At 65.6% G+C, this 23,277-nt stretch carries 8 protein-coding genes; 7 read left to right on the top strand and 1 reads right to left on the bottom strand.

Annotated features, from left to right (window positions below; all coding sequences use genetic code 11):
- The first annotated feature begins 2 nt into the window (after positions 1–2).
- The 3 genes from L1787_RS10775 (at position 3) to L1787_RS10765 (ending at position 12,447) form a co-directional block, all read left to right on the top strand.
- Positions 3–809, top strand: a complete 807-nt coding sequence (locus L1787_RS10775) for an SDR family oxidoreductase (protein ID WP_235708827.1) — start codon at positions 3–5, stop codon at positions 807–809.
- Between the two features lie 244 nt (positions 810–1,053).
- The gene (locus L1787_RS10770; protein ID WP_235708826.1) at positions 1,054–2,694 is read left to right on the top strand and encodes a thiamine pyrophosphate-binding protein; all 1,641 of its coding nucleotides are present in this window, start codon (positions 1,054–1,056) and stop codon (positions 2,692–2,694) included.
- A gap of 1,020 nt (positions 2,695–3,714) precedes the next feature.
- Positions 3,715–12,447 carry a type I polyketide synthase gene (locus L1787_RS10765; RefSeq protein ID WP_255720430.1) on the top strand — a complete coding sequence of 2,911 codons (8,733 nt, stop codon included), beginning with the start codon at positions 3,715–3,717 and terminating at the stop codon, positions 12,445–12,447.
- A gap of 100 nt (positions 12,448–12,547) precedes the next feature.
- Here L1787_RS10765 and L1787_RS10760 read toward each other — a convergent pair whose 3' ends face one another.
- The gene (locus L1787_RS10760) at positions 12,548–13,618 is read right to left on the bottom strand and encodes a sulfotransferase family protein (RefSeq protein WP_235708824.1); all 1,071 of its coding nucleotides are present in this window, start codon (positions 13,616–13,618) and stop codon (positions 12,548–12,550) included.
- Between the two features lie 495 nt (positions 13,619–14,113).
- Between L1787_RS10760 and L1787_RS10755 the strand changes: the two genes are divergently transcribed.
- From L1787_RS10755 to L1787_RS10740, 4 genes are all read left to right on the top strand, one after another.
- Entirely contained in the window at positions 14,114–16,669 is a 2,556-nt protein-coding gene (locus L1787_RS10755; RefSeq protein WP_255720458.1) for a calcium-binding protein, read from the top strand.
- Between the two features lie 277 nt (positions 16,670–16,946).
- Positions 16,947–18,341 carry a cytochrome P450 gene (locus L1787_RS10750; protein WP_235708822.1) on the top strand — a complete coding sequence of 465 codons (1,395 nt, stop codon included), beginning with the start codon at positions 16,947–16,949 and terminating at the stop codon, positions 18,339–18,341.
- Between the two features lie 265 nt (positions 18,342–18,606).
- A complete protein-coding gene (locus tag L1787_RS10745) occupies positions 18,607–19,977 on the top strand; it encodes an efflux RND transporter periplasmic adaptor subunit (protein WP_235708821.1) in 1,371 nt (456 codons plus the stop codon).
- A 71-nt stretch (positions 19,978–20,048) separates the two neighbouring features.
- Positions 20,049–23,186: an efflux RND transporter permease subunit gene (locus L1787_RS10740; protein ID WP_235708820.1), complete on the top strand. Its 3,138-nt coding sequence runs from the start codon at positions 20,049–20,051 to the stop codon at positions 23,184–23,186.
- The last annotated feature ends 91 nt before the right edge of the window (positions 23,187–23,277 follow it).

Below are 23,277 nucleotides of genomic sequence, written 5' to 3'. Positions count from 1 at the left end.
CGATGGACCCGAATCGCCTCAAGGGCAAAAACATCATGGTCACGGGCGCCGCTCAGGGCATGGGCGCTGCGATTGCGGAGCACTATGCCGCCCAAGGCGCCAATGTCTGTATCGGCGACGTCAACGAAGCGGGCGTGAAGGATGTCGCCGCCCGCATCAACGGGGCCGGCAACGGCAAGGCGATCGCCGTGAAGCTCGACGTGACCAAGCGCGCCGACAACGCCGCCGCCGTCGCCGCCACGGTGGACGCCTTCGGCTCGATCAACGTCGCGCTGATGAATGCCGGCCTCAACAAGCCGCGCTTCTTCATGGATATCGACGAGGAGAATTGGGACCTCATCATGAACGTCAACGCGAAGGGCGTGCTCTTCGGGATGCAGGAGGCGGCGCGGCAGATGATCAAGCAGGGCGCGGAGAACGGCCCCTACAAGATCATCAATGTCGGCTCGATCGCCTCGCGCACGACGTTCGACGACGTGGTTCCCTATTGCTGCTCCAAGCACGCGGTCCTCGCGATGATCACCGGCGGCGCGCGGGCGCTTGTGGATCACAACATCACCGTCAACGGCTACGGGCCGGGCGTCGTGCGGACCGAGCTCTGGGAGCAGCTCGACAAGGATCTCGTCGAGATCGGCAAATTCCAGAAGCCGGGCGAATCGATGGATTCGCTCGCCGCCAACATGATCCTGATGAAGCGCTACTCCTATCCGAACGACGTGATCGGCACCGCCGCGTTCCTCGCGAGCCCGGAGTCAGACTACATGACTGGCCAGCTCATCATGATCGACGGCGGAATGGTGATGCAGTGAGTTTGGGACAAATACGTCACTTTTGGGCGTGAAATTGCGCGGAGGGATGTGACGAAACGGGCTGTCGTTCAAGGCGAGCCTGGCATAGATGTGCGGATTAAGTTGATAATGACCGTCAAAGCACGCGCCCAATCGTGCTGAGGAACGTTCAGGAACGCGGAGTCCGCAACCATGATCCATTCGAAGGCGCGGGAATGCCCGCATCGCTCGACCGACCTGTCCCATGGCGTCGGGAGGGCAGCCCATGGCTGACGCCGTGACGCCGCGCCATGGCGGGCAGCTTCTGGTCGACCAGCTCGTCACCGAGGGGGTCGATCGCGCCTTCTGTATTCCGGGCGAGAGCTATCTCGCCGCGCTCGACGGGATGGTCGGGGCCGGGATCGACCTCGTGGTCTGCCGCCAGGAGGGCGGCGCGGCGATGATGGCCGAAGCTCACGGAAAGTTGACCGGCCGTCCGGGCGTCGCCTTCGTGACGCGCGGGCCGGGCGCCACCAACGCCTCGGCCGGCGTCCATGTGGCGTTTCAGGATTCGACGCCTATGGTCCTCTTTGTCGGCCAGGTCGCCCGCGATCAGCGCGATCGCGAGGCCTTCCAGGAGGTCGACTATCGGCAGATGTTCGGGCCGCTCGCCAAATGGGTCGCCGAGATCGAGCTGACGGATCGGATTCCCGAATATGTGAGCCACGCCTTCCATGTCGCCGGGTCCGGGCGGCCGGGACCGGTCGTGCTCGCGCTGCCGGAGGACATGCTCTCGGCCGTCTCGAACGCGGCGACCGCTCCGGCTTCGGTGGACGTGCGAAGCGAGGTTAGCGAGGCTTCGGTCGACGCTCTCGTCGAAGCGTTGTCGGCGGCGGAACGGCCGATCGCCATCGTCGGCGGCGGTGGTTGGTCCGCTGAGACCACCGAGGCGCTGAGCCGCTTCGCGGCGGCGTGGGATCTGCCGATCGCGGCGTCCTTCCGCTGTCAGGACTATATGGACAACCGCCTGCCGCATTATGTCGGCGATGCGGGCGTCGGCGTGAATCCGAAGCTCGCCGAGCGGATCCGCGAGGCCGACACGATCCTCGCGATCGGCGCGCGCCTCGGCGAGATGACGACGAGCGGTTACACGCTCCTGACGGTGCCGGAGCCCAAGCAGCGGCTCCTTCACGTCTATCCGGACAGCGCCGAGCTCGGTCGCGTCTATCGTCCGACGCTCGCGATCGCGGCCTCGTCGTCCTCGGTGATCGAGGCGCTCGCGGCCCGGCCGGCGCCCAGCGTCCCGTGGGGCGCCTGGCGTGAGGATGCGCGGGCGGCCTATGAGGCGTGGCAGACGCCGCAGGCGACGCCGGGCGCGCTCCAGATGGAGCACGTCATCGCCCACCTCAACGAGGTGCTGCCGGACGATGCCATCCTGACGAACGGCGCGGGCAACTACTCGGCCTGGCTCCACCGCTATTATCGCTATCGCAGCTACCGCACCCAGCTCGCCCCGACATCGGGCTCCATGGGCTACGGTCTGCCGGCGGCGGTTGCGGCCAAGCTCGCCGCGCCGGAGCGGGACGTCGTGTGCCTCGCCGGCGACGGGTGTTTTCAGATGACGTGCCAGGAGTTCGGCACGGCGTGTGAGTTCGGGGCGAACATCATCGTGCTCATCTCCAATAACGGGATGTACGGCACGATCCGGATGCACCAGGAGAGGGAGTATCCCGGCCGCGTCTCGGGGACGAAGATGCGCAATCCGGACTTCGCCGCGTGGGCACGGTCTTACGGCGCATTCGGCGAGACGGTGACGGACAATGCGAGCTTTGCCGATGCGCTCGCGCGGGCGCGGGCGAGCAACACGCCGGCGATTCTCGACCTCAAGGTCGATCCGAAAGCCTTGTCGCCACGTCTCACCCTCTGACCGGTCGAGGCCGGCCCGCAGGGGGCCGGTCTCTCCTCACGAAAAAAGCCGCCGCGTTCGCATGAGCGCGGCGGCTTTTTTTTGTGCCGAAGCATTTCGGCCTTGCGCCCCTGGCGTGGCGCGCGGGCACGGATCGATTCGAGCCGATCAAGTGGCGATCGCCTGGACACTGGTACAAAATGTGATAGGGACAGAATCCTGAGGGCGTCTTTTCTGTGGGAAGCCCATCGAATACCGAATTCGCGCCGAATCAGTGAATAGTCGGCTGTGTAACGACTCCTGCGACCCGCTCTTGACACCGAACTGCCATCAATTGGAGGTATCGACATACGGTGCCGCGTGTTGATGTCCGAAAATGAGGTCGAAGGGGCGCATCATCGCGTATTTCCTGGCGATCGGTGCTGAACAGGCGGCTCGATCCGCTATCTTGGGTCGATTGGATGCGGAGGGCGAGCCCGAAATGGTTGCGTGACGCTCCGAATTGAGGCAGATGGCCCGGAGGCGATTCACAGGGCGGATGCGATTGCGCCATCTGCTTGCTCATTTTTCGACCCGATTGGGTATTTATTGCTCGTTGTTTGGCTAGCGATGCGGCGGAGCGACTAACGAAGCTGTCTTTTTTGTGTCAGCTTCACGTTTCGGTAAGGCGCGTATGAGTTTGTAATATCTATGCAATTTTGCATGAGGTGTCCGGTGCCATGAAAACTGGATAGTCAGTTTCTCAAGAAGGATCTTATGCCTTTTTCGACTCCTGCGCGCGTTGACACGCCGTAGGGTAAACGTTACTAGATTGAGAAGTTCCATAAATTGCAGGGTAAATGACGAACTGAGAGGATTTCGGGGCCCTCGCAGCGATGCGAGGTGGGATCTCTCTAGATTCGTTGTTTGGCTCCATTTGACCCGAGCTTGTTTTGACTCAATGCGGCCAAGAAACTGGAAAGTAACGAAGCAAGGGTTTGCGATTGCTTCAGTGTGCGGGCCCACCTGAAGTAGTGGTGAATGTGTGAAGGTGGCTAGCCTATGAATATTGTGTCTGCACATCAGCGGTCAGCCGCTGATTCTGCGCAGTCGTCCGCCGTTGGTGATGTGGCTATCATCGGGTGTGGGCTGCGACTTCCGGGTGGGGTCAACGACCTCGAGGCCTTGTGGACTTTCCTGAAGGGGCGCGGCGATGCGATCCGCGACCTGCCGGAAGGGCGCTGGCTTCACGATCTTTACGATCCGAAGCCCCGTTATGGCCGCACCTACGTCAAGCGCGCCGGCTTCATCGATGACCTCGACCTCATCGACACCAGCTTTCTCAGCATTTCCCCGCGTGAGGCGGCGCAGATCGATCCCCAGCAGCGGATCCTGATCGAGACCTCGTTCGAGGCGCTCGAGAATGCCGGCATCCCGCTCGACAAGATCGCGAAGACGCGCACGGGCGTCTTCATCGGCATCTCGTCGAACGATTACATCCAGTATCAGAACGAAGAGCCGCGGCGCGGCAACGCCTACACCAACACGGGTGGCGCGTTCTCGATCGCGGCCAACCGCATTTCCTACGTGTTCGACCTGCGCGGGCCGTCGATGGCGATCGACACGGCCTGCTCGTCGGGTCTGACCGCGTTCGACTATGCGGTCCGCTCGATCCGCCAGGGCGCATGCGAGATGGCGATCGTCGGCGCGGCCAACGCGCTGTTCAAGGCCGAACCTTTCGCCGGGTTCTGCGGCGCGAAGATGCTTTCCCCTGCCGCCCAGTGCCGGGCGTTCGACGCCGACGGCGAAGGCTTCGTGCGGGCGGAAGGTGCGGGCGCCTTCATCCTGAAGCCGCTCGACCAGGCGCGGAAGGACAACGACCCGATCCTCGCCGTCGTCCGCGGCACGGACGCGAACAATGACGGCCGCACCGGCGGTCTGTCGCTGCCGAACGGCGATGCCCAGCAGGAGCTCATCGAGCGCGTCTTCCACAATCACGGCATCCGCCAGGACGACGTCGTTTATGTCGAGGCGCATGGCACGGGCACGGCGGCCGGCGATCCGATCGAGGCCGGCGCTATCGGCCGCGCGATCGCGCAGGCGCGGGGCGGCGAGGGGATCCTGCCGATCGGCTCGATCAAGTCGAATATCGGCCACCTCGAGCCCGCGTCCGGCATGGCCGGTCTCGCGAAAGCGATCCTGTGCCTCAACAAGCGCGAGATCCCGCCTTCCATCCACTTCGATACGCCCAACCCGGCAATCGATTTCGACAATCTGCGTCTCAAGGTCGTGACCGAGATGACGCCGTTGCCGGAGACCTCTGGCCCGGCGCTGATCGGCATCAACTCGTTCGGTTTCGGCGGTGCGAACGCGCACGTCGTGATCGCCGAGCCGCCGGTCCCCGCGCCGCAGAAGGAGCGCGAGATCGAGCGGCCGTGGTTCCTCGTGTCCGGTCGTTCACCGGAGGCGATGCGCGCCGCGGCGGGCAATCTGTCGAAATATCTCGACGAGCGGGCCTCCTCGCCGTCGCTCTATGAGCTGGCGGGCAACCTTCTCACCCGCCGGACCTGGCATTCGCACCGCACGGCGATCTGGGCCGATTCGATCGAAGAGCTGCGCGTCAATCTCGACGCCGTGGCCGCCGATCAGGATGTGCCCAACGGGCTCTCGGGCACCGCGCTCGCGACGCAGCGGCCGGTCTTCGTCTTCACCGGCAACGGCCCCCAATGGTGGGGCATGGGCCGGGACCTCTACAAGGCGTCGAAGACCTTCCGCGACACGGTCGACGAGATCGGCGCGGCCTTCCGCGAAGTTTCCGATCTGAAGCTCGTCGACGAGATGATGAACTGCGACGAGGCCGACAGCCGCATGGCGATGACCGAGATCGCCCAGCCCGGCCTGTTCGCCGTGCAGGTTGGCCTCGCGCGCTGCCTCGCCGAGGACGGCATTCAGCCCGGCGCCACCGTCGGCCATTCGGCCGGCGAGCTCGCCGCGGCCTATTGCGCGGGCCTCTTCGACCTCAAGACCATCGTCAAGATCGTCTCCGCCCGTAGCCTTCAGCAGGGCAAGACCGCCGGCACCGGCGCGATGGCGGCGATCGGTCTCGGCATGGAGAAGACCAACGAGGCGATCGCGCACGATCCGAACCTCGTCATCACCGGCGACAACGGCCCGGACGCGACCACGATCGCCGGCCCCGTCGCCGCGATCGACGCGATCGTCAAGAAGCTCGACGAGCAGGGCATCTTCGCGCGCAAGCTGCGCCTCAACTACGCCTTCCACTCGCCGATGATGGACCCCATCGAGGCCGGATTCCGCGCCGACGTGAAGGGCGTGCGCGGCCACGAGGGCGACGTCCCGTTCTACTCCACCGTCACGGGCATGACGCTCGACGGAGAGGAGATGGACGAAGACTATTGGTGGAAGAACCTGCGCGATCCCGTGCTCTTCCGCCCGGCGATCGACGAACTCTGCGCCGACGGTTACGGCCTCTTCGTCGAGGTCGGACCGCATCCGAACCTGATCGGCTATGTGAAGGCCGTCGGCAAGGCGGCCGGCAAGTCCGTGCGCACGGTTGAGACGCTTCGCCGGGGCGAGGACGAGGTCGTCGCCCGGCGCAAGGCCGTCGCCGCGAGCGCCGTCGCCGGGGCTGCGTTCGACTTCTCGTCGATCGTCCCGGAGCCGGTCCGCGTCCTCGATCTGCCGACCTATCCCTGGCAGCACGAGCGCTTCTTCAACCGCCCCGCGCCGCGCGCCCCGATCGCAGGCACGGCGACCAACCACGCCTTCCTCGGCTTCCAGGTCGGCCTCGGCAAGGACGTGTGGACGCAGGATCTCGCTCTGTCGCGCTCGCCCTTTGTGGGCGACCACGTGATCCGTGACACGGTGCTCTTCCCGGCCGCCGGCTTCTTCGAGACGGCGCTCGCCGCGGGCCTCACCGAGGCCGCGCCCGAGACCACGGTGGAGCTGCGCGCCGGCCTCATTGAAAAGGCGCTCCCGCTCGACGAAGAGCGCGAGGTCATGTTGCAGACCTTCCTCGACCGGGTGGATCACAGCCTGTCGATCCGCTCGCGCGCCCTCAGCACCGACCCGGACGCCGAGCCCGATCCCTTCGTCGAGCATCTGCGCGCCAATCTCGAACTGCGCCCGAAGACCGCGTCGACGATCGATCTCGAGGCTCTCAAGGGACGGATGCGCAACGGCTTCCGCGAGGCGGCCGAGCATTATCACCTCACCGCCTCGCGCGGCCTCCATTACGGCCCCGCCTTCCAGACGGTGACGCATATCGAACTCGGCGACCGCGAAGTCCTCGCGACGCTCGAGCGTAAGGATGCGGCGGGCAGCACCTTCCATCTCGACCCGACCCAGGTCGACGGCGCGTTGCAGGCGATGATCGGTCTCATCGATTCGGGCGCCGATCGCCGGCTCTTCGTGCCGGTTCAGGTGGACCGTCTGATCTATCATGCCTCCACGAAGGCCTTCCCGACGGTCTATGCCCACGTCGTCGCGCGCGGCGCGAACCGCTTCTATCTGAGCGCCGACGTGACGATCGCCTCGCCCGAGGGTGAGGTTCTCGTGGAACTGATCGGCGTTCAGGTCCGCTCCGTCGGCACCGGACATGGTCACGAGGCGGTGACGGTCGAGCAGGTCCAGAAGCCACTGATCGCATTCGACGACGCGCTCGCCTCGGTCGACACGACGACGCTTCTTGCGAACGTCCCCATCACCGAGACCGTCGCCCGCCGCGACGCGATCATCGACGAGTATAACCGCACGACGGCGCTCGTCTGCGGGGCGTTCACCGCGCACACCTTCAACGCGCTGACCGGCGGCGCGCCGTTCACGATCGACACGCTCGTCGACGCGGGCAAGATCGCCGACCGGCACCGCCAATACGCCGCGACGATCGTCGCCGACTCCGTCAAGGAGGGCTATATCGTCGAGGAAGGCGGGGCGTTCCGTGTCGTCAAATCGCCCGATCCGATGGTGTTGTGGCGTCAGTATCAGCCGCTCTACCCGCATTTTGCGGCCGAGTGGTTCCTGACCTCGCGCATCTTCTTGCAGCACCAGGCGCTTCTGTCCGGCGAGGTCGAGGTTCTCGAGATCCTGTTCCCGCGCTCGGGCAGCCCGGTGATGGAACAGATCTACGAGCAGGGCTTCTCCTCGATCGGCGCGAACACCGCGCTCGCCCATGCGGTGCGCGAGTTCGTGCTGCAGATGCCGACGACGCGGCCCGTCCGGATCCTCGAGGTCGGCGGCGGCACCGGCGGCACCACGGCGCACATCCTGAAGGCGTTGCCGAAGGGCCGGTTCGAGTACGTCTTCACCGACGTTTCGCCCGACTTCCTGATGCGGGTGGAGCGCCGCTTCCACGACGTTCCGGGGTTCGAGACCGCGACGTTCGACGTGTCGAGGCAGAAAGACCCCAACGAGCTCGGCGGACCGTTCGACATCGTGATCGGTGCGAACGTGATCCACGCCACGGCGAGCGTGCGCGACAGCCTGAAAAACGCGCGGGGTCTCCTGCGCAAGAACGGTCTACTCGGCCTCATCGAGATCGAGCGGGTCGGCTATTTCGACTTCTTCTTCGGCCTCCTGCCGGGCGTCTGGGCGTTCACCGATCACGAGGATCGGCCGCACCATTCGCTGATGGCGGGCGCCAAGTGGCAGTCGCTGATCGGCGAGATCGGTTTCGCCGACGTCGCGCTCAAGACCGACGCGACCGAGACGACACCGTCCAACGTGTCCGTTCTGCTCGCCCGCAAGACGCTGGCGGACGGCGAGGCCGAGACGTTCAGCGCGCCGGCCGAAGCCGATGCGGACGCCGAGGCCCCGGCCGCGCGCCGGTGGATCGTCATGGCGCCGGCAGGCGAAGGCGCGGTCGCGGCGAAGCTCGTGGAGCGGGCCCGCGCGGCTGGCGACACGGTCTTCAGTGTTACCGTCACCGACGGCGCGCTGGCCGCCGATGCGCCGAAGTCCGGCGAGACGCGGGCCATCGTGGGCTCCGATGAAGCGGCGTGGACGGCGTTCGCGTCCGAGTTCGTCGGCAAGCCGGCGGACGAGATCGTGGTGTTCGCGCCGAACAGCACGATCGAGACCGAGCCGCAATCGACGACCGGCTGGCCGCTGGTGGCCTTCATCAAGGCGACGAGTGCGGCCGGCTGGGACTGCGCGCCCCGCTTCACCCTCGTGACCGAGGGTGTCGAGGGCGACCCGGCGGTCAACCTGTCAGGCGCCGCCTATTGGGCGATCGGGCGCACCATCGTGAACGAGCAGCCGCAGTGGAAGTCGCGCCGCATCGACACCGAGCGGAGCGACGCGGCGCGCGGCCATCTCGTCGATTGGCTGATGGATCGCGGCACGGGCGACAAGAAAGTCGCCGAGAATGTGGACGAGCTGCGCATCACGTCCGACGGCGTTCTCGCGACCTATATCGAGATCGTCGAGAATGGGGCGAACGAGGCCGAGGGCACGAAGCCGTTCGCGGTGACGCTGTCGGCCCAGGGCTCGATCGACAATCTCATCCTCAAGGAAGTCCCGGCGCTGGACACCATCGAGCCCGGCAAGGTCGAGATCGCGATCAAGGCCGCCGGCCTCAACTTCAAGGACATCATCCTGGCGCTCGGGATGCTCCCGCCGGAGCTCCTGAAGGATAGCCCGGTCGGGCCGCTGATGGGTCTCGAAGGCGCCGGCGAGGTCGTCCGTGTCGGCGAGGGTGTGACGAACGTCGCCCCCGGCGACCACGTGATGGTGATGTCGGAAGGCTGCTTCTCGTCCCATCTCACGGTGGCGGCGGAAGCGGTGCAGAAGCTCCCGTCCGGGTGGACATACCCGGAGGCGGCGACGCTGCCGGTGGTCGGCCTCACGGTGGTCTATGCGCTGTCGACGGTGGCGCGTCTGCGGGCCGGCGAAACCTTCCTCGTCCATGGCGGCGCGGGCGGTATCGGCCTCCTCGCGATCCAGTACGCGAAGTCGCTCGGGGCGAAGGTGATCGCGACGGCGGGCTCCGCCGAGAAGCGGGATCTCCTGAAGGCGCTCGGCGTCGACTGCATCTCCGACTCGCGGACGCTGAAGTTCGACGAGGACGTGCGGGCCTTCACCAACGGCGAAGGCGTCGACGTGGTGCTCAACTCGCTCGCCGGCGACGCGATGCTCACCTCGATCGACCTCCTGAAGCCGTTCGGCCGCTTCGTCGAGATCGGCAAGCGGGACTTCGAGGCGAACAACCGTCTGAACCTCAAGGCGCTCGAGAAGAACATCTCGTACTTCGCGGTCGACCTCACCTACCTGCCGCGCTACCGCCCGGACCTCTTCGTCGAGACCTGGGAGAAGCTGCTGGAGGCCTGCGAGACCGGCGCGATCCGGCCGCTGCCCTTCCGCACCTACACGGTGGCGGGGATCAAGGAAGCGTTCCGCCTGATGCAGGCCGGCCGCCATTTCGGCAAGCTGGTGATCGACCTCGAGCATCTCGACGCCACGCCCGAGCCGCTGCCCGCGCCGTCGGTGACGTTCGCCTCTGAAGGCGTGCACGTCATCACCGGCGGTCTCGGCGGCATCGGCCTCAAGCTGGCGCTCTGGATGACCGAGCGCGGCGCCCGCACGATCGCCCTCGTCGGCCGTCGCGGCGTCACGAGTGACGAGCAGGCCGAGGCGATCAAGGCGATCGAGGCGGCCGGCGCCAAGGTGGTGGTCGTCCAGGCCGACGTGGCCGATGGGGCCAAGGTGGAAGAGTTCGTCGGCGAACTCGTCCGCGATCACGGTCCGATCCGCGGTGTGTTCCATGCGGTGCTCGTCCTCGAGGACGGCCTCATGAGCAACATGACCGAAGAGGGCTTCGTCAAAGCCGTGCGGCCGAAGGTCGAGGGCGCCTATCATCTCGATCGCGCGACCCGCGGTCAGCCGCTCGACTATTTCGTCTCCTTCTCCTCGCTCGCGAACCTTCTCGGCAATCCGGGTCAGGCGAACTACGTGGCGGCGAATGCCTATCTCGAAAAGCTGTCCGAGGCGCGGCGCGCCGAAGGGCTGCCGGCCCTGGCGCTCGCGCTCGGTGCCGTCGAGGATGCGGGCGTGCTGCAGCGCGACGAGGCGAACCTCAACAAGTCGCTCGGCTCGACGATCACCGTGGCGGACATCCTCGCCTCGCTCGATCATCTGCTCGTCGCCGGTGAGCCGACGGTCGCGACCGTCCTCAACCCGCATGGCAAGCTGATGAAGGCGCCGATCCTGAAGACGGCGCGCGTCTCGGGCGTTCTCGGCGGCGGCGACGATCACAGTCTCGGCGATGCGGACAAGGTGGACTTCACGGCGGTTCCGCCGGAAGAGCGCGCCGCGCTGATGGAGCAGGTGCTCATCGAGACGATCGCCAAGATCATGGGCGCGAAGGAAAGCCGGATCGACCCGGAGAAGTCGCTGACGGCGACCGGCCTCGACTCGCTGATGGCGGTCGAGTTCGGCATGGCCATCGAGCAGCGTCTCGGCGTGTCGATCCCGCGGTCCGAGCTGACCCAGGATCGTTCGATCCGCGACCTCGCCTTCGCGATGCTCGGCCGCCTCAATGTCGAGGTGGCGGCGCCGAAGGCGGTGGCGGGCGCGGCGACGGCGGCGACCAACAACGAGCTGATGTTGATCGACGCCGCCCTCGACGACGACTTCGTCTATGACGGCGGGGTGGTCGAGGTGCCGCTCGCCGAGCGCAAGGCGGTCTTCATGACCGGCGGCACGGGCTTCCTCGGCAGCTTCATGATCGAGGAGCTCCTGCAAAAGGGCGTCAAGCGGATCATCGCGCTGAGCCGTGGCCGCAGCCAGAAGCACGCCGAGGATCGTCTCGTCGCGGTTCTGCGCAAGGCCGGTCTCGACCGGGCGGCCTCCGAGGTCGGCAACACGATCGAGGTCTGGCAAGGCGACTTCTCCTCGCCCGATCTCGGCATCACGCCGGCCCAGTGGAAGACCCTCGAGGACGAGGTCGACGTCATCCTGCACAACGGTGCCGACGTCTCCTTCGTGAAGGGCTATCAGGAGATGCGCGAGGGCAACGTCCTCAGCGTGCGCCGCCTGCTCGATCTCGCCGCGAAGAAGGGGGACAAAGCGTTCCACTTCGTGTCGACCCTGCGTGTCTATGCGCGCCTCGACCAGATCGAGACGACGCGGATCAACGAAGGCGTCGATCCTCTGCTTCCGCCGGAAGACGAGGGCGGTTACGTCCAGACGAAGTGGGCCTCCGACATGTATGCGACGGCGGCCCGCGAGAAGGGCGTGCCGGTCGGCATCTATCGCCCGTCCTTCGTGATCGGCCGGACGAGCGACGGCTTCTCGAGCGTCACCGATCTCGGTTCGGCGCTGGCGAAGTTCGCCCTCGACACGCGCTTCCTGCCGGACGTCGAGGTCGCCTTGCCGGTGATCCCGGTCGACATCGCGGCGCAGCGGATCGTGGCCTTCATGGACACGCCGGGCGAGCAGTTCGGCACCCGCCACATCACCGACTGGCCGTCTCTGTCGATCCGCGACATCCAGACGATCAGCGGCGAGAACGGTTACCAGGTGGACCTCCTGCCGCTCGACGAGTTCGTCACCAAGGCGATCGAGTTCTTCGAGGCGAATCCGGGTCACCCGGCTCTCTGGCTCCCCGCCTTCTTCATGAGCGGGGCGGCGAACAACATGCTCGGCACGCAGCTCGATGAGCCGGTCCTGCCGAGGACGGAGCCGGTCCAGCAGAATTATGGCCGCGACAGCCTCGCGGCGATGGTCCGCTGGTTCCAGACCGAGATGGACGAGGAAAAGCCCGCGCTCGTGAGCTGACGGGCGGACCTCGGCCGCAACGAAAAAGCCCGCCTCGGTCTCCGAGGCGGGCTCTTTGTTTCGGGGCGCGGCTTCTTTGGCGGGTGGCCCGGCGCTGGCGTCAGCGATAGCCGAGAAGGGCGTTCACTGGCGCGATCGTCGCTTCGGCCGGGGCTGCGATCGCGGGATCGAGCTCCGGCCAGCGGCTCGGCCGGGCGCGCGGTGTGCCTTCGACCGCGTCGATCCAGGCGCGATGATCGCCGTCCGGCTGCAGGAAGGTGATGATTTCGGTCAGCGTCTCGCGCGGTTCGGCGACGAGATCTTCGTATCGCACCGTGAGGATCTGGGCGGACGGGATCGCTTCGATCGCGCGCAGGCCGAGCCGGGTCGAATGCGCCCAGAACTCGGCATAGGTCTTCAGCCGCTCGGCGAAATCCATCCGGTCCGGCAGGCTATAAGGCCGCTCGCGCAGATGTTGGCCGGTGAGCGCGCGCTCGAGGTTGGTGAAGGCGAGCAGACTCCGCCGCGAGGCGGCCCGCATCTTGAAATACATGAAGGTCTGGAGCGGCCCGCTGGCATGGACGGACAGCAACAGCCAGCCGAATCGCACGATCGGATCGAAGAGGCGCATGGCCATCATCGAGAGGACGACGTCGCGTCCGTCACGCGTCAGGTGGATATATTTGGAATCGGGAAAACCGCCCAGGATATCCGGCACATACCAATAAGAGAGGCCCGACCGCTCGACCCAGAACGGGCGCTCGAAGCGCGTGGCGAGATGGTCGAACAGATGGCGCGAATGGGTCGTCACCGGCGCGCGCGACCATGTGGGGACGATGTCCCTCAGCTCGTCATAGAGCGCGTCCGGCGCGTCGGTCAGCGCCGGCAGGGTCATCGTGAGGATCGGCGGGCAACGGGCGAGGTCGTAGCGGCCGTTCGCTTCGTCATAGACGAACTCGACCGGCAGCGCGTCGGCCTCCTTGGCCCGTTCGACGAGGGTCGCGAACCAGGCCGGCGGCGTCGAGAGGAGATCCCAATATCGGCCGCCGCTCCATCGCGGATCGCCGACGGATTGCATCCAGAGGGAGGTCCAGTATTCCGACACGGAGAGAATTGTGGGGTGCTCGGACAGCATTCGCGACAGAAGGGTCGAGCCTGATCGACCCATCGATAGAACGAACGCACCAGCCATTCGGCATCTCCCACGCAAAACCGCCACGGACGCGAGGCGCCGAGCCCCGTCGCGGGTAACACATCACTATCGCGTTGAAAATGTGGCGAATATCGCGTAGCCAAGATATCCGGCCGCAACGACGAACGTCGTCAGCGATATCACACCTCGTGTGTAGGTATTGTGTGCGGTCGCGGGGTGTCGAAGTGGGGGACGGGGGCGGTGTTGGGGGTCGCCTCCGCCGAGAGAGCGTGTCGCTGGTCCGGCCGATGTCGGTGCGTTTATCGCGACCACCGCGATAAGTCTTATTTAGAAATTCCGTGCTCCGGTGTCGTTTATTTGCGTGTCGCGCATTGATCCGCTGCGGCATGAAGCAGCTATTCCTAGAAATGCCACGCCGCCATAAAAATAAACGATAAATTAGGGAATTTCTACTTAATCCGACTGTTCATTTCGACGCATTGCTGGTACCACCTCACCGTTCTCATCGCGATTGTGGCAATCGGAGGAAGCGTGATGTTGGAGTTGGGCGATCTTGGGACGCAGGTCTATCTGTACGTTCCCGGGACCGGGGAATTCGTCGAGCTGACGGACGAAGCCGGATTTGGCGATGCCAAGAATAAATATACCTGGTCGGCCACCCTGTTCGACAAGGACGGCCCGGACCAGCCCGGTCTTCCCGAACTCTATGTCGGGACGCTGAATTCGCAGCTCGGCTATGTCGGCGGGATCGGCGCGAGCGTTACGTTGAACGCGGCCGCGCAGACCGGCGGACAGACCCTGTTCGACCTCATTCGCAACACGTCGGAAGTCTCGCCCGATCTGCGCGAGTTCCTGGGCAGCGATTTCCCGAACGTTCTCCAGTCCGACGGTCCGGAGATCTGGAAATACAATTTCGAGAGCGAAACCTGGACCCGGTCCTACGACGTCACGCCCGATTCGCTCGTGAACGACGAGGATCTCGGCTTCCGCGACGCGGTCAGCTATGACGGCGCTGTTTATTTCAGTAGCTCCACCTCACTGATTTTCTCCCTTCTCGAGGCCGGCAACAATCCGGCGAAGATCGTCTATTCGAGGGATGGGGAAGACTGGCAGGCCGTGTCCGGTGGCCCGCTCGACGTGGACGGGACCGCTTCGATCCGCGCGCTCACCGTGGTCGATGCGCCGGATGGCGCGCCGAAGGAGACCGCACTCCTCGTCGGCACCGAGAACGTCACCGAGGGCGCGCAACTCTGGCTCTATTATGGGGACGACGTCTGGAGCCCCGCGCCGATCGCCGAGTTCGATGGTGAAGACGGCCGGCCCTACGCCGCCGCCGTGGCGGAAACGCTGGAGACCGAAAACGGCGATATCTATATCGGCACCTGGTATCCCTACGGTCTCTTCAAGCTGACCGATGCGGGTGTCGAGGACGTGACGCCGGACTTCGAGAGTCTCGGCGATGGCGTCATGCAGATGATCGAATATGACGGCTACTTCTATATTGGTAGCGTCAACTACTTCAACGGTGGCGCGACGCTCCTGCGGACGACCACGCCGGAGGATCCCGAGTCGTGGATGCCGATCACGCTCGACGGTTTCCAGACCGAACTGCCCGAGGACTATGACGGTCGCGGCGTGTCCGATGCGACGTACATCTGGCAGACGGCCATCATCGAGGAGGACGGCCAGGAGGTCCTCTATATCGGCGACTTCTCTGGCCCCGGTAAGCTCCTGCGCCTCGCGCATGATCAGAGCGACACCGATCTCAGCGACGGCAAGGCCTATTCGCTCGAGGTCGTGACCGATGCGCTCGGCGACAATCTGAGCTTCGGCGAGGACGCTTACGGCATCCGCAAGCTCGTTCCGGTGCATGTCGAGAACGTCGACGGCAAGTGGATCCCCACGAACGACCAGTCGCTGCCGGCGAACGCGATGATCATCGGTTCGGCCGATCCCTTCAACACCGAGACCGAGGACTTCCTCAGCCGCATCATCGACCGGGACGGCGATACGGTCTTCGGTGGCGCCTTCGCGCCGGACACGATCGAAGGCGGCAGCCTCGAAGATCTTCTTCTCGGCGGCATGGCCGGCGATCTGATCTCCGGGCATGACGAAGACGACTTCATCGTCGGCGACTTCTGGGGGCTCGGTGTCCTCGGCGGCAACGATACGATCGACGGCGGTGACGGGGCCGACATCATCTTCGGCAATTCCGGCAACGATCTGATCGACGGCGGTGAGGGCGAAGACTTCCTCATTGGCGGGGCCGGGCGCGATGTGATGTTCGGCGGCGACGGCATCGACATCATGCTCGGCGACTTCGTCACCGACGGCGAGGTCGGCAAGTTGATCGCGCCGCTGCTCGAGAACCTGGTTGGCGGCCTTCTCGAAGGGCAGGAGCCGGGCACCGGGCCGAGCCTCGACGACATGATCGCCGAGATCAGCGGGACCGTGACCGGCGTGCTCGATTTCTTCGGTCAGCTCAACGACACGATGTTCGGTCAGGACGGCAACGACATCATGATCGGCGGCCTCGGCCGTGATCGGATGTTCGGCGGCGCCGGGGACGACATCATCTATGGCAGCGAGGGCGGCGATCGCCTGTTCGGCAACGCCGGTAACGACCTGTTGTTCGGCGAGGACGGCGACGACTTCATGTCTGGCGGTCTCGGCAACGACGTCTTCGTCAGCGGCGTCGGCAACGACACGATGGTCGGCGGCCTCGGTGCGGACCGCTACCTCATCAAGGGCGGCGAGAGCGACGATCTCATCGAGTCCGGCGACGACATCATCGTCGGCTTCCAAAAGGGTCAGGACGTCATCGACCTGTCTCTCTTCTTCGATACCGAGGAAACCGGCGAACTCGCGTTCGACTATGCGAGCCATCTCGCCAGTGCGTTCGGGTCGACGGACGAAGGCTGGCTGATCATCGATCTCGCCGAGCTCAACGGCAACGCCGATGGCGATCTCGGCGATACGGACGGCAGCGGCACCCTCGTGGTGATCGGGCTGCGCGCCGAGGACGTCACGATCGACGATTTCGTATTCGACTCGTCCATCAGCGATCAGGGCGGCGGCTTCTTCGGCTGACCGCACTCCACGGACGGGCGGGGCTTGCGAGCCCCGCATCGATCGAGGCAGAAAGGCAACGGTGCCTGCGACCAATCGCGGGCACCGTTGTGGCATTTGCAGGGTAGACGTGATCGCCCATGCTATTGATCGGGAAGGGGATCAGATTATCCTGCCCCGATCTCATTGCGTAAACTCAGCGGAGAGTATTGTGACATCTCATTTTATGGATGTGCCTACGTTTGCGCCGCCATATTGGCCCCGGCCCGAACGGCGTGTTTCTGCGCCCCGCGCCATCATGTTGTTTACGCAAGACATCCTTCGGCCATTCGAGGCGCAGGCCTTCAAGCGCCCGATGACCTATCGGCGCATCCTGACGCGCGACGTCTTCGTGGCGAATTCGCCCGAGCATGTGCGCGATGCGTTCGTGACTCAGCACGAGGCGTTTCAGCGCAAAACCCCGCAGATGCGCTCGGCCTTGGCGCCGTTGGTGGGCGACGGCCTCTTCGTTTCGGATGGCGATCTGTGGAAGAAGCGCCGCCTCGCGATCGCGCCGATCGTCCACACCCGCCACATGCGCTCCTTCTATCCGATCATGCTCGAAGCCGCGCTCGAATGGCGTGAGCATTGGGCCAAGGAAGTCGACAGCGGACCGGTCGACATCCTCAACGAGATGGGACTGCTGACGGCCGAGATCATCGCGCGGTCGGTGTTCGGTCAGCGCGTCGGCCGCAAATATACGAACGACATCGTCACCAATTTCGCCCGCTATCAGAAATATGTCGGTCAGACCGCGATCGCCGACATGGTCCACCTGCCGAACTGGGTGCCGCGCTTTCAGCGGCCGGAGGTCGGCAAGTCGGCCGGCCGCATCCATACGATCATCGACCAGATCATGGACGAGATCATCCGCGATCGGGAGGCCGACGCGGCCAGCGGCATCACCTCCGAGGAGCAGCAGCGCTGCCCGCGCCATGCGATGATCTCGCAACTCTTCGACGCCCAGGAAGACGGCAAGCCCGCGTTCGACCGCGAGGCGATCCGGAACGAGGCGATGATTCTGTTCATGGCCGGGCATGAGACGACGGCGAACACGCTCGCCTGGGTCTTCTATCTCCTCTCGCAGGCCGAATGGGCGCGCGACAAGCTCGACGAAGAGCATCGCCAGGTCCTCGGCGGGCGAGCGCCGACCTACGAAGATCTCGGAAAGCTCGTTTATACGCGCGCGGTCATCGAGGAGACGCTGCGGCTTTATCCGCCGGTGCCGCTCCTCGGCCGCGAGGCGGTTTGCCCCGGCAAGCTCGGCGACCGGGAGGTCTCCGAAGGCTCGATCGTTCTCGTCGCGCCTTGGCTCCTCCACCGCAATCCCAATCTGTGGGACCGGCCGGACGACTTCATCCCGGAGCGGTTTCTCGGCGAGAAGCGGCCCGGCAAATACCAGTATGTGCCGTTCTCGATCGGCCCGCGGGTTTGCCCCGGAATGCAGTTCGCGCTGAACGAGGCGATCACCTGTCTCGCGGTTCTGCGTCAGGCGTTCGACCTGCGCCTCGTTCCGGGAACGCGCGTGCATCCCTCGACCCGGCTCACGCTGCGGCCCGGCGAGACGTTGCCGATGACGGTTCACGTCAACGCGAATGCCATGGCGCCGACCCCGGCCGGCGAGGCGCCGGTCGCGGAAGCCGCCCACACCTGAGCGGCTCGGGGGCGCGCCGCCGGCCGACCGGCGGCCACCCCGATAGACACGGCCTCCCAGGCGCGCGACCGACGGGGCGGGCCGGGTCCGACGGGACGCGGCGCGCTCGCGCCCATCGCGAAACGCGTGGATCGGGACGGAAAGAACCCCGTCCCTAATCGGCGGCGAGTCCCCATTCGGGCATTTCTATGTTTTTGATGTGTCGACGGAAATTCCGTAGTATTGCGCGGATGATGATCCTGGGGGCCGTCTCAACGTGACACGCGTGGCGCTTATCGAGCCGCCCGAGGGCGGGAACGAGACGCCGCTCGTCGAAGCGCGCTCGCGCGGGCGCGCGGCCGAATCGTCGCCGAAGAAAGCCGGGCGATTGCGGGGCCTCCTCGGCCGCGGGCTCCGGCTGCTCTTCAAGGTCGCGGTGCCGCTGTTCATTCTCTATCTCGCCGTCCTCGCCTTCGCGGGTCTGAAGGCGAGCCGCCCGGACGTTCCGCGTCGCGGCGACGTGGAAACGGTGATTCCCGTCACCACGCAGCCCGCTCTGGCCGGCACCTTCCAGCCCGAGATGCGCCTTTATGGCGAGGTCGCTGCCGGCCAGAAGCTCGAAATCCGCGCGCTCGTCGGCGGCAAGATCGCGGCGACGTCCGATAACCTGCGCAATGGCGGCTTCATCAGCGGCGGCGAGCTCCTCTTCGAGGTCGACCGGTTCCGCTATCAGGTGGCTCTCGCCGAGACGCGCCAATCCCTCGCCGAGGCGGAAGCGCGGCTCGCGGAGCTGAAGCTCACCGGGGCCGGCGAGACGGAGCGCCTCGCACTCGCCGAGCGTCAATATCAGATCGCCGCCCGCGATCTCGAGCGCGCCCGCAGCCTCATCAGCAGCCAGTCCGTCGCCGAGCGAACCGCCGACGATCGCGAGATTCGCGCGGTCGAGCAGCAGCTCGCGGTCGTCGCGAGCCGAAACAAGGTCGAGCTGAACGAAACGCATGTCGCCCAGCAGGAGGCCGTCATCGAACGGCTCCGCCAGGCCGTGGCCCTCGCCGAACGCGACCTCGACGACACGCGTGTGATCGCGCCCTATGACGGCTATGTCGGCAACGTCACCGCCGAGGTGGGCCGCTTCGTCACCGCCAACGAGCAGGTCGCGGAATTTTATGATGCCGATTGGCTCGAAGCGCGCTTCGTGATGAGCAACAGCCAATTTTCCCGGATCGTCGCCGCCGACGGCACTTTGATCGGCCGGCCGGTGAAGGTGCGTTGGAATGTCGGCAACAATCCGCTGGTCTACGACGCGACGATCGAGCGGATCGGTGCGCAGATCAAGGCGGAGAGCGGCGGCATCGAGGTGTTCGCGCGGATCGAAGCGGTGGACGACCAAACGCTCCTGCGCAGCGGCGCCTTCGTCGAGGTCGTCGTACCCGATCGGCCGTATCGCGACGTCGTGCGCCTTCCCGAGGCGGCGGTCTACGATTCCGACCATGTCTTCGTCATCGGCGAGGATAGCCGCCTCGTCGAGCGGCCGGTCACCGTGGTCGGGCGGGATATCGACCAGGTCTTCATCGAGGGCGACTTCGCCGGGTCGGAAGCGATCTTGACGATGCGCCTTCCGGGCGTCGGCGAGGGGCTGAAGGTCAGCGTGCCGTGAGCCGGCGGCGCCCTGTCGCCGTCGATGGGTTCAAAGGCGGCCCGCGCGCCGCCGCAATCGAGACGATGTGAATGAGCGAGCCGACCCACCACGCCCCGCGGATCGGGTTCATCAGCCTCTTCGTCCGCCATCCGACGGCGGCGAACCTCCTCATGATCGCGATGGTGGCGATGGGCCTCATCGGCGCCATCCGGCTCAACGTTCAATTCTTCCCGACGATCCAGGTGCCGGTGATCTTCGTCGAGGTCGCCTGGCCGGGCGCCAGCGCGGCGGACGTCGAAAGCCGCATCCTCGATGCACTCGAGCCGGAATTGCGCTTTCTCGACGGGGTGACCGCGACGTCCGGCATGGCGCGCGAGGGCTCGGCGCTGATCACGCTCGAATTCGACGCCGAGACCGATATGCAAAAGGCGCTCGCGGACGCCGAGCAAGCGGTGTCGGGCGTCACCATTCTGCCGATCGACGCGGAGCCGCCGCAGGTGCGCCGCGTCACCTTCTATGAACCCGTCTCGAAGATCGCCATCACCGGGCCGTTCAGCGAAAAGGTGCTGAAGCACTATGCGCGGCAGATCCGCGACGGGCTGCTCGATGCCGGGATCGACCAGGTCGAGCTTGTCGGGATGCGGGAGGAGGAGATTTCGATCCTCGTGCCGGACGAGGTCCAGCGCGAACTCAATCTGTCGGTCGGCGATATCGCGGACACGGTGAGCCAGGGCGTTCAGAACATTCCGGCCGGCACCGTCGAAGGGGCGCGCGAGATCCAGCTCCGTTCGATGGCGAGCCGTCAGACCCCCGAAGAAATCGGCCAGATCGAGGTGCGCGCCCTCGCCAACGGCGAGCGCATCTCGGTCGACGACATCGCGACGATCGAGACGCGCTTCGACCGTGAGGCGCCGATCGGGCAGATCAGCGGGCAGCCGGCGGTCGAGCTGCGGGTGAAGCGGGCCGTCACCGCCGACACGTTGGAGACGACCGCGATCGTCGACGACTATATTCACCAAATCCGCGCGGAGCTGCCGCCGACGCTCGAAGTCTACCAGTACGACACGACGGGCCGGTTCGTTCTCCAGCGGCTTTCGATCCTCGTCGAGAATGGCGTCACCGGGCTTCTCCTGGTGCTGGTCGCGCTCGCGATCTTCCTCGACCTGCGGATCGCATTCTGGGTCGCGGCGGGCATCCCGGTCTCGATTTTCGGCACGCTCGGACTGATGTGGCTGACCGGCCAGTCTCTCAACATGGTGTCGATCTTCTCGCTGATCATGATGATCGGCATCATCGTCGACGACGCGATCGTCGTCGGGGAGCACACGGCGACCTTGGAGGAAGCGGGCCACCCGCCGATCGCGGCGGCCATCGGTGGTGCGTCCTCGATGCTGAAGCCGGTGATGGCGGCGACGCTCACCACCATGGCGGCGTTCGTGCCGATCTTCGCGGTGACGGGGCCGATCGGTCAGGTGATGCACGTGATCCCGATGGTGGTGCTCGCGGTGCTCCTTGCCTCCACCTTCGAGTGCTTCATGGTGCTGCCCGCGCATCTCAACAAATCGAAGAGCCGCAAGGCGCGTCGACCCAACGTCCTGCGGCGCGGGTTCGACCGGGTCTTCGTCGCGTTCCGGGACGGGGCGTTCCGGCGCATTCTCGAAGCGGTGGTCGATTGGCGTTACACCTTCCTCGCCGTGCTCCTTGGGATGCTGATCGTGCTCGCGGGGCTGCTCGCGGGCGACCGGATTCGCTTCCACTTCTTCCTCGCGCCCGAAGCCGAGGTCGTGCGGGCGAGCGTGGTGTTCGCGCCGGGCGTACCCGTTCCCGAGCAACGCGTCGCGCTCGAAACCATCGAGGGCGCGCTGCGCGAGGTCGAGCGCGACCTGCTCGCCGGCAGTGACGAGGACAAGCTCGTCAACGCCACCTTCACGACGATCGGCGCCTACGAGATCTTCGAGCGGATCCGCCTACAGAACGTCGCGCAGATCGAAGTCGAGGTGACGGCGAGCGAAACGCGCAGCGTGCCCACATCGACCATCGTGGAGCGGTGGGGCGAGGCGATCCCGCCGATCGCGGGCGTGCTCGAGGTGGCGGTGTCGCCGGTGGAGCAGGGGCTGCCGAACCGGGCGATCGAAGTCGAGTTGAAGGGCGCGCCGATCGAGGTCTTGAAGGCGGCCGCGGAGGATCTCGCCGACACGCTGGCGACCTATGGCGGCGTCAACGGTATTCTCGACAATCTGCCCTACGGCAAGCAGGAGCTCGTGATGGAGCTCACCGACACCGGCCGCGCGCTCGGCTTCACGATGGAGATCGTCGGCCGGCAAGTGCGCAATCTCGTCGAAGGCGCGGTCGCCGACCGTTTCGCGCGGGACGACGAGGAGGTCACGATCAAGGTGATGCGGGACAACCGCGCCGGCCGTCCCGACCTCGACAATCTGATGGTCCAGAGCCCGCGGGGGGAGTGGGTGCCGCTCGGCGAGGTTCTGCGCTTCAACGAGGTCGACAGCTTCGCGATCATTCTGCACGCCGAAGGGCAGCGGACGGTGCTCGTCAGCGCCGATGTCGACACGCGCGTCACGTCCTCGTCCAACGTCCTCGAGGATCTGAAGCGTGAGGCCCTGCCGGCGCTCGCCGCCGACTATGGGGTGAGCTATCAGATTTCGGGGCAGGAGAGCGAGCGCGAGCAGTCGTTTGAGGATTTCCTCTTTGGTCTGATCCTCGCCGCCGTCTTCATCTACGTCATCCTGGCGCTGATTTTCGAGAGCTATATCCGGCCGTTCTTCGTGATGGTGATGATCCCGTTCGGGGCCATGGGTGCGCTTTTCGGCCACCTGCTTCTCGGGATGGATCTCACGGTGGTGAGCCTCGTCGGCTTTCTGGGGCTGACGGGCGTCCTCGTGAACGACTCGATCATCCTGATCGACCGCGTCGCGCAGCGGCTGGCGATGGGGGAGAGCGTGCGCGTTGCGGCGGTCGCCGCGAGCCAGGACCGCCTGCGCGCGATCCTCCTCACCTCGATCACCACGATCCTCGGCCTGCTGCCGCTGCTCTTCGAGACGAGCCGCCAGGCGCAGTTCCTGATCCCGCTCGCGGTGACGTTCATTTTCGGTCTGCTGATGGCGACGGTGATCGTGCCGCTGTTGATCCCGGTGTTGTTCCAGATCGGCGCGGACCTGCGTGGGGCGGCGCGGCGGGTGACGCGGCGGCCGGCGGCGCAGTCGTCCTAATCGTCGCGCTGTGTGCGTCCGGGCGGTTTATCCGGATTGCGGCGATCACTTCCAAAAAAAAACGGGGGCCGAAGCCCCCGTTTCGTTGAGT

Source organism: Acuticoccus kalidii (assembly GCF_021556395.1).
Lineage (GTDB): Bacteria > Pseudomonadota > Alphaproteobacteria > Rhizobiales > Amorphaceae > Acuticoccus > Acuticoccus kalidii.
Note: the sequence above shows the minus strand (reverse complement) of the source record. Positions and strands in the feature narration are given on the sequence as shown.

Bases quoted from the DNA above. Each gene is read 5' to 3' on its own strand.
- L1787_RS10775 (WP_235708827.1), top strand. From the start codon at position 3: ATGGACCCGAATCGCCTCAAGGGCAAAAACATCATGGTCACGGGCGCC.
- L1787_RS10770 (WP_235708826.1), top strand. From the start codon at position 1,054: ATGGCTGACGCCGTGACGCCGCGCCATGGCGGGCAGCTTCTGGTCGAC.
- L1787_RS10765 (WP_255720430.1), top strand. From the start codon at position 3,715: ATGAATATTGTGTCTGCACATCAGCGGTCAGCCGCTGATTCTGCGCAG.
- L1787_RS10760 (WP_235708824.1), bottom strand. From the start codon at position 13,618: ATGGCTGGTGCGTTCGTTCTATCGATGGGTCGATCAGGCTCGACCCTT.
- L1787_RS10755 (WP_255720458.1), top strand. From the start codon at position 14,114: ATGTTGGAGTTGGGCGATCTTGGGACGCAGGTCTATCTGTACGTTCCC.
- L1787_RS10750 (WP_235708822.1), top strand. From the start codon at position 16,947: ATGTTGTTTACGCAAGACATCCTTCGGCCATTCGAGGCGCAGGCCTTC.
- L1787_RS10740 (WP_235708820.1), top strand. From the start codon at position 20,049: ATGAGCGAGCCGACCCACCACGCCCCGCGGATCGGGTTCATCAGCCTC.